5 protein-coding genes are annotated in these 8,458 nt (G+C 66.4%); 3 read left to right on the forward strand and 2 right to left on the reverse strand.

Annotation, left to right across the window (positions count from 1 at the left end; genetic code table 11):
• Positions 1–175: 175 nt before the first annotated feature.
• The gene (locus U9979_RS13860; protein WP_322779691.1) at positions 176–2,914 is read right to left on the reverse strand and encodes a serine/threonine-protein kinase; all 2,739 of its coding nucleotides are present in this window, start codon (positions 2,912–2,914) and stop codon (positions 176–178) included.
• A 317-nt stretch (positions 2,915–3,231) separates the two neighbouring features.
• On the opposite strand from U9979_RS13860, the gene U9979_RS13865 reads away from it, so the two are divergent.
• Positions 3,232–4,149, forward strand: coding sequence for a prephenate dehydratase (locus tag U9979_RS13865; RefSeq protein ID WP_322779695.1), 918 nt, complete (start codon positions 3,232–3,234; stop codon positions 4,147–4,149).
• Positions 4,150–4,170: 21 nt separating this feature from the next.
• On the opposite strand, the gene tyrS is transcribed toward U9979_RS13865, so the two are convergent.
• The gene (tyrS, locus tag U9979_RS13870; protein WP_322779692.1) at positions 4,171–5,568 is read right to left on the reverse strand and encodes a tyrosine--tRNA ligase; all 1,398 of its coding nucleotides are present in this window, start codon (positions 5,566–5,568) and stop codon (positions 4,171–4,173) included.
• Positions 5,569–5,736: 168 nt separating this feature from the next.
• Between tyrS and U9979_RS13875 the strand changes: the two genes are divergently transcribed.
• Positions 5,737–7,170 carry an ATP-binding protein gene (locus tag U9979_RS13875; protein ID WP_322779693.1) on the forward strand — a complete coding sequence of 478 codons (1,434 nt, stop codon included), beginning with the start codon at positions 5,737–5,739 and terminating at the stop codon, positions 7,168–7,170.
• A gap of 135 nt (positions 7,171–7,305) precedes the next feature.
• Positions 7,306–8,458, forward strand: a 1,153-nt coding sequence (locus U9979_RS13880; protein ID WP_416220163.1) for a HelD family protein, incomplete at its 3' end; no start/stop codon positions are given.

The raw sequence follows: 8,458 nt of genomic DNA on the forward strand, positions 1-8,458 counted from the left end.
CGAATCACAGAGCGTCGTTCGGAAATCTGCTCGCAATCGGGATCGTCGCAGGTCAGGGCCGATTCGACTCGTCCGATCAGGGGTTCTGAATGATGCGCACAGTTCGCAGCGTGGAATCACGGCGAAGCCACGCACGACGGTGTGCGACCGATCGCAGAGCATGATCTGAAAATTGTCAGTGCTGCCCTGTGCGAACCGTGTCCAGCGGTTTGAGGGGGTTGCCGAGACAATCGGTCGTCCTCGGAATCCGGCCACTGATGGCATACTTGCACGGGTACCCGTCGTTGGCTTCCACGTCCTGTAGCGGTGTGCCCGTCAGACCGGGAGGGGCCGGCAGGTCCGTCGGGGCAAGGGCGATGCGGATGACCGCCAGCCGTTTGGCCACCGCGACCTGGGATGTGCCGAAGTCGACGCATCCGGTCGCACCCGGCCACGCACCGGCAGTCGGGCTGGCTGTATCAGTGCACTGCTCGTCGCCCGGGAAAGGCCCCCGAAGCAGCCCTCCGATGTCCGCCATGGTTGCATCGCGCCGCTTGGTGACGATGTCGACGAAGAGCTTTGCCGCGTCGTAGGCCAGACCGATCCGCTCGTCCGGCCACAACGTGTCGGGTGGGGTCATCCCGGTTATTTTGTACATATCAGCCAAATCGGTGCAGAATTTCTGCAGGGACGAGGTGACGAACGGTCCGCCGGCCTTCACGTCTCCCTGAAAACAGGGCTTGCCTGCAAGCAGCACGGAAGCGCCCTTGACGACGAACCGGAACACAGCCGTGCTGGGATGGCCCGCCGCCTGGACGACATACCGCGACACCGAGTCATCGGCAAGAACCAGGGAGGTACCGCGGAGGCATGGAAGCATGCTGTCCGCGAAGGCGGGGAAGTCGTTGTAGCGGCCGGCGTAGAAGATCAGATCATCCGGACGCTGCTCCGCGCACTGCGCGCGGAACCAGTCCGGCGTGTTCCCCCCGGGTGACCAGCCGTGCAGATCATTGGTGAGCTTCACCGGGGGGTTCGCGCCAGCCTCCTGACGGACCTCATCCTGGATGTCGCGTACCAGGGTGGAAACGTAAAGGTCGTCCACCGCCGGCAGCCCCTGACCGGTGCGATCATTGGATGCTTCCGGGTAGTACACGCTGATCCGCGTCTTTGCGTTCCGCGCCGCGTAGCTGGTGACCAGCAGGGCTTCCCGCCGGTTGTCCGGCACCATCTGGAAGTACAGCGGCGAGTGGTCCGCCATACCGTCCCCGGACAGGGTCGTGGCGACCACGGGCACGCCTGCCTTCCCGAGCGTCGCGACGGCCTGGCCGGTGGCCGTGGTGCTGCGGTCCATGCCGATGACGCCGAGCACGTTCTCCCCGGGCCGGGACACCAGCGGTACGAGATGCTCCCGGGCCACCTGGTCCGCGTAGGTCATCGTGTTGCCGCCGTTGGCGATCAGGACACGCAGCGCCACCCGTGAGGGGTTCTCCGACGTGCTCGCGCAGCCCTTCGCGGAGCCTTTCACCTGGTTCAACGCCCGTTGCCAGGTCAGCAGGCCCTCGAGTTCAGCGACCTGCGCGGCTGTCCAGTCACCGTCGGTCTCCCCCGTGAGACCGACGAAATAGACCAGCGTCATAAGCCGGTACGGGAACTCCCCCGGCGAACGGTCGTGGAGTTCCTTTGCGCACTGATTCTGGTCGTGGATTTTTCCTTGCACGATGCGCAGGTCAACCGCGTGGGGCGAGGTCCCCCCGCTGTCGAACAGGTAGCTGCCGTCGCTGTAGCCGACGCACTGGCCACCGTCACCATCGACCCAGGACAGCGAGACCGAACCGTCGGCCCGCGAATGGCAATCAGGAGGCACCGGATCCGCCCCGATGACATGGGCGATCCCCACGGCGACCAACGCTGCGACCACGACGGCGACCACGACGGCGACCACGACGAGCGGACCAAGCGCTCGGCGACCCGCCCATGCCTTCCGGGGTAAGAAACACCCGAGGTCGGTCGGTGGGGGGCCCGCTGGTGGGGGCGACACCTCGGTGCGCACAGAGGGACGATCGACGACGGCACGGATGTCGTCGTCGAGCCGCAGCACGATCCCGGAGCGGGCGGTCCAGCCCGGGCCGTATGCGTCGGCCGCGGCATGGGCCAGGTCGAGGGCGAAGGCGTGCGCCGAGAGCTGGCGGGCTGCGGGGTCCTTGGCCAGCGCCCGGCGCACCACGGCCGCCACCGGCACGGGAACCCCCACCAACGGTGGCGGGATGGCATCGAGGTGCTTCTGCGCCAGCACCGGTAACGGCAACGTCGGGTCGAACGGCGGCGCCCCGGTCAGCAACTGGTAGAGCAGAACCCCGAGTGCGTACAGGTCGGTAGTCGGGCCCAGCCGGCCGCCCATGATCTGTTCGGGGGCCATGTAGACCGGGGTTCCCACGATGGCGCTGGCGGTGGCCGCCGACCCCTCGATGATCTTCGCGATGCCGAAGTCTGTGACCTTGAGCAGGCCGGCGGTGTCGAACAGGATGTTGTCGGGTTTGATGTCGCGGTGCAGCACCCCCCGGCTGTGCGCGTAGGCCAGTGCCGCGGCCACCGCCAGACCCACCGCGCAGGCATCCTCCGGTGGCATATCCGCCTGACGGCGGGTCACGGTCCCCCCGCCCAGCAGCTCCATGACAATCAGACGCAGATCGTCGGTTTCGACGTAGTCGTAGACCCGGACCACATGCGGATGATCCATGGCGGCGAGCAACTGTGCCTCACCGGCGAAACGGGCAGCCGCTCTGTCACGCCCCGCGGCCAGAATCTTGATGGCCACGTCGCGGTGCAGGGCACGGTGTCGGCCGGCCAGCACCAGCCCGGACGCACCCGTACCGACTGTGGCGCCCAGGTCATAGCCGGGGAGCGCCGCCGCCACCGACCTTTCATTAATAATCATGATCTGGAGGCTCCCGCGCGCCCGCATCGCGTAGTCACCCTCGCGAACCTGCCCATTACCCCCGACACGGTCCGCGAGTCTAGCGGCGCCTGCACGGCGTGGTCACAGGCCACCACCGATCGCTCGAGTACCGCGCCCGGACATCCATCCACAGATGTGCGGCCCGATCCGGGGACCGTGGGGTGACGACGAGTGGAGCGGCTGGCGGGGCGAAGATCGCCGCCGTCGCGCTCGCCCGGCGACCGATCGGGTATCATCACCGCCGGGCCGGCCGCAGCCGCCAGACCATTGATCATGAGAAATGGACCGCTTCAGCGATGACAGGGCGCAAGAAGATCGCTTTTCAGGGTGAGTTGGGGGCCAATTCGCACCTGGCGTGCCAAAACGTGTATCCGGACTACGAGCCGGTGCCGTTTCAGACCTTTGAGGAGTGCTTCGCGGCAATTGAGAACGGCAGCGCAGACCTCGGAATGATTCCGGTCGAGAACTCGACGGCAGGTCGCGTCGCCGACATCCACTATCTGCTGCCCGACTCGTCGGTGTATATCATCGGCGAGTATTTTCTGCCGGTCCACCATCAGCTGCTGGGACTACCAGGAGCCACCCTGGCCGATCTTCGGACCGTGCACAGCCATCCTCAGGCGCTGGCCCAGTGCCGGGTCGCTCTGCGCGAACTCGGGCTACCCGCGGTAGCCGGTGCCGACACTGCGGGTTGCGCCCGGGAAGTCGCGGAGGCGGGGGATCCGACCAGAGGAGCGATCGCATCCGAGCTGGCGGCCGAAGCCTACGGCCTGCAGATCCTCAAAGCCGACCTGAAGGACGAGGAACACAACACCACCCGATTCATGATCTTGTCATCGAAGGAACTGCGGGCTGCGGCCGGGATCGGCCCGATCGTCTCCACTTTCGTCTTCAAGGTATCCAACCTGCCGGCCGCCCTCTACAAGGCACTCGGGGGGTTCGCGACAAACGGTGTCAACATGACCAAACTTGAGAGCTACATGGTCGGTGGCCAGTTCATCGCGACACAGTTTCTCGCCGACATCGAAGGCCATCCCGACGAGCCGCACGTGGGACGCGCGTTCACCGAGCTCGGTTACTTCGCCGAATACCGCATCCTCGGCGTCTACCGAGCCAACCCGTTCCGTGAACAGATCAAGAACATCGACGACCGTGCGGCCAGCTACCCGGGGCTGGCCGCATTGACCCAGACGCGCGACCTCACAGCAGGTTGAGTCAGGACGTCGTGCTGCCGGTCAGGACGTGGTGACGATCCGGGCGAGCTTGCGGCCGACCTTGAGGTAGTACTCCCCGGTCTGACCGTGGAGCTTGTCGGTGACCACTGCCGCGAGGAGCTCGCGGGCCTCATCGGCGGTGAGCGAGATCTGGTCCTGGACGCCGTCGGATTCGACCACGAGCCGCAGGCCGTTCTGCTCGGCGACCCGACGGACGTCACCGTTGCTCTTGGCGAAACCGAGCGCCCTGACCGCCTCGGTGACCGACTGACCCAGATCCATGATGACGGGCAGATCCTCGACCTCGCCGAAGGCGCGCCTGGAGAAGCGGGCGACGAACTCCTCGCGTGCCTTCATGGCCGCGTCGACGCCGTGGACGGCCGCGGTGACCTCCCCGGCGAGAATCTTCTTCAGGTCCATCGGATGCAGGGACCCGGCCGCCAGCTGTTCGCCGACGATGGCCAGTTCGGCGTTGCGCCACTCGCTCAGTGCCTGGAAGTACGGCTCCACCAGCCGGTCGGCCACCGACATGATCTTACCGAAGATCTCACCGGCGGGAGCGGTCAGGGGCACGTAGTTGCCCTTTGACTTGGACATCTTCGCCCCGGTGCCATCGGTGCCCTCGATCAGCGAGGTGGCGACCACCACCTCCGGTACCTGCCCGCAGATGTGCATGACGTGCCGGCACATCTGCATGTTGAGGAACTGGTCAATGCCGCCGACCTCCAGGTCGCTGTTGATCTCCACCGAGTCCAGCGCCATGACCACGGAGTACAGCAGCTCGGCCAGTGACAACCCATGGCCGGCCTCCAGCCGCTTGCGGAAGTCCTCGCGCTGTAGCGGCATCGAGACCGGGATCTGGGCGGTGATTCTGATCAGTTCGGGCAGCGTGACCGCACGCAGCCAGTCGCCGTTGTGGCGGAACTGGGCGCGTTCGAAGTCGAAGAAGGGGCTGACCTGGTCACGGTAGGTGACGAGGTTGCCGGCGATGTCCTCGTCGGTCAGCTCGGGGCGCTCATCCGAGCGGCCGGACGGATCACCGATCTTGGCGGTCACGTCGCCGACGATGAAGACCACCTGATGGCCCATGCGCTGGAACCGGCTCAGGATGAGCATCGGTACCGCGTGCCCCAGATGGACGTCGCGGCCGGTCGGGTCGATGCCGAACTTGGCGATGAACGGCCGGTCCTTCTTCCCGGCTTCGACGATGCGCTCGGCCAGGACTGCGACCGAGGGCTGTAGCTCCTGGGAACGCTCGGCGACCAGCGCGGCCTGCTCGGCCGGGGCGAGATCCGACAGGTCCAGACCGCGACGCTGCGTAGTCAGTTCCAGCAGCTCGCGCACGGTGGCGTCGGTCGCGAGATCCGCACCGGTCAGCAGGGCGGTAACGCGGTCAACGGACTGGCTCAATCGGGTCATCAGAACTCTCCGGGACGTGGGTGGCACCGTCATCCTATGGAGAACCCGAGGTCGCCTCCGAACGCCGGTGTCGCCCTGGTCGACGTAAACTCCGGTCCAGGTAAGATGCGATCAACGTAAGACGAGATCAACGTAAGACGAGATCTATGTTTGGCGGGGAGTACGGCGGTGAGCTTCAGCGGCAGGATGTCCGACATCGACCTCCTGCGTGGGCAGCTACGGCAGGTGAGCACCGGCCAGGGCGGCACCCGCGGACGCGCACTGATCATGACCGGACGACGTCGGGTGGGAAAATCCCGGCTGGCGCAGGAGTTCTGCGACCGTTCGGGCGCGCCGTACGTGATCTTCCAGGCGACCCGAGGTCGCAATCCGGCCGCGGAACGGGCCGATTTCAGTGAGACGCTGGCCCAGTCCACCCTGCCCGGAGCGGAACTCGCCGCAGGCATGGGCACGGCGGACTGGAACCACGCCCTACGCGCCCTCGCGATCGCCGTTCCCGATACCACGCCCAGCATCGCGGTGATCGACGAGGTGCCGTGGCTGGTCGAGCAGGACCGCGAGTTCGAGGGTGCACTGCAGACGGTGTGGGACCGCCAGCTGTCCGCAAAGCCCGTGCTGCTCATCCTCGTGGGAAGTGACATGTCCGTCATGGAGGCGCTGGGACACTATGGCCGTCCGTTCTTCGGCCGGGCACCGAAAATGACCGTCCGGCCACTGCATCTGGCCGACGTCGGGTCCATCACCGGATTGTCGGCCGACGAGGCAGTGGATGCCCTGTTGATCACTGGCGGCTTTCCGGAGGTCGTCGCGGCGTGGCGGGTCGGGATGAGCCGCGAAGACTACCTCCGCGAGGCACTCACCAACCCGCTGTCCCCGCTGCTCATGGCTGGTGAGCTCACAATGCTCGGCGAGTTTCCAGAAGCCTCCCAGTCCCGCGCCGTACTGGCGGCCGTCGGCAGCGGAGAACGTGGTTTCACCGCCATCGCCACGGCGGCCGGTGGAGCAAACCCCCTGGCGTCGGGCACGCTTTCCCCCATCCTGACCACGCTGTTGGACAAACAGGTTGTCGCGACTGACAGCCCGCTTTCCACCCGGCCTGACACGAAGAACAAGCGTTACCGGGTCGCGGACTCCTACCTTCGGTTCTGGTTGGCTTTTCTGGCCCGTGGCATTCCGCTGGTGGAGCGGGGCCGCGGTGACATTGTGCTGGGACGCATCGAACGCTCGTGGACCACCTGGCGCGGCCGAGCTGTCGAACCTGTCGTCCGAGAAGCCCTTCTTCGCCTGTTGCCGGACGAGGACCGGCCCGACACCGAGGCGATCGGCGGCTGGTGGAACCGTCAGAACAACCCCGAAATCGATATCGTCGGCGCCGACCGCGAACCCGTCGCCGGGAAAGTCCACTTTCTGGGTTCCATCAAGTGGCTGGAAAACCAGCCCTTCGGACGGCGTGACTACGACAGCCTCGTACGTGACATGCTCGCCGTCCCCGGCGCCGAACCCGGGACACCGCTGATAGCGGTCTCTCGCCGCGGCATCGCCGACAACGTCCCCCTCGCGGCTCATTGGGGGCCGGCCGATCTGGTCCGCGCCTGGCAATGATATCGAACCCATCACACCGGGCCTTCCTGCGGGTGGGATATACTTGATGCCATCTCGATGATGTGACGGCGGTATACCGGCAAGGGGTTTTGATTGTCCAACGATGACATGCGGCACGAGCAGGATTACATTTCTATGCTGTACGGACGACTGGACGACATCCGGGAAGAAACCTCGAACCAGCTCGCTCGGGCGTGGCGGCAGGCCGGCGGCAATCATCAGGCGCGCGGTGAACGGGACGCGGCGAGCCTCATGTACGCCCGGCGGATCGCCCAGGTGGACGCCGCGGCAAACGGGCTGTGTTTCGGCCGGATCGACCTCCATGACGCCGAATGCCACTACATCGGCCGGATGGGCATTCTGGACGAAACCACCGACTACACACCGGTGCTGATTGACTGGCGTGCACCGGTGGCACGACCGTTCTACCTCGCCACGGCCGTCTCGCCGCAGGGGGTGCGCCGGCGCCGGCACATCCGAACCCGCCGGCGCACGGTGGTCGGCCTCACCGACGACGTGTTCGATCTCAACGCGGTCGGTGACGCGGAGGTGGTGGGGGCCACGGGGTCGGCTGGTGACACCGTGCACCAGGGGCTGACCGGCGAGGCCGCGCTACTGGCCGCGCTCGGCGCCGAACGGACCGGGCGCATGCGCGACATCGTCGAGACCATCCAGGGCGAACAGGACCGGATCATCCGTTCCGATCATCGGGGTGTCCTGGTCGTCCAGGGTGGACCGGGCACCGGCAAGTCCGCGGTAGCCCTGCACCGCGCCGCATATCTGCTTTACACCTACCGGGAGCGGCTGTCCAAGCAGGTCGTGTTGATCGTCGGCCCGAACCCGACCTTCATGCGGTACATCGGGCAGGTGCTGCCCTCGCTCGGTGAGACCGGGGTCCTGCTGTCGACCATCGGCGACCTCTACCCCGGCATCAGCGCCAGCCGAACGGAGGCGCCCGAGATCGCCGAGGTCAAAGGACGGCTGATGATGGCGGAGATACTGGCCGCGGCCGTGCGAGATCGACAGCGAGTGCCCGACGACGTCATGGAGATCGTCGTCGACCATCACCCGCTGCGGCTGGACCGCCAGACGTGCCTGCGGGCGCGCGAGCGGGCCCGCCGCAGCGGCCTGCTGCACAACGCCGCCCGCCCGATCTTCGCCCGGCTGGTCGTCGACGCCTTCGCCCGGCAACTCGCCGATCTGCTCGGACTCGACGTCCATGACGGCACCAATCTGTTCGACGAGGCCGAGGTCGATGACATCCGCAAGGAGCTACGCAGCAACCTTG

It is taken from the genome of Protofrankia sp. Cas4, from assembly GCF_963555915.1.
In the GTDB taxonomy this organism is placed as follows: domain Bacteria; phylum Actinomycetota; class Actinomycetes; order Frankiales; family Frankiaceae; genus Protofrankia.

Bases quoted from the DNA above. Each gene is read 5' to 3' on its own strand.
- tyrS (WP_322779692.1), bottom strand. From the start codon at position 5,568: ATGACCCGATTGAGCCAGTCCGTTGACCGCGTTACCGCCCTGCTGACC.
- U9979_RS13865 (WP_322779695.1), top strand. From the start codon at position 3,232: ATGACAGGGCGCAAGAAGATCGCTTTTCAGGGTGAGTTGGGGGCCAAT.
- U9979_RS13860 (WP_322779691.1), bottom strand. From the start codon at position 2,914: ATGATTATTAATGAAAGGTCGGTGGCGGCGGCGCTCCCCGGCTATGAC.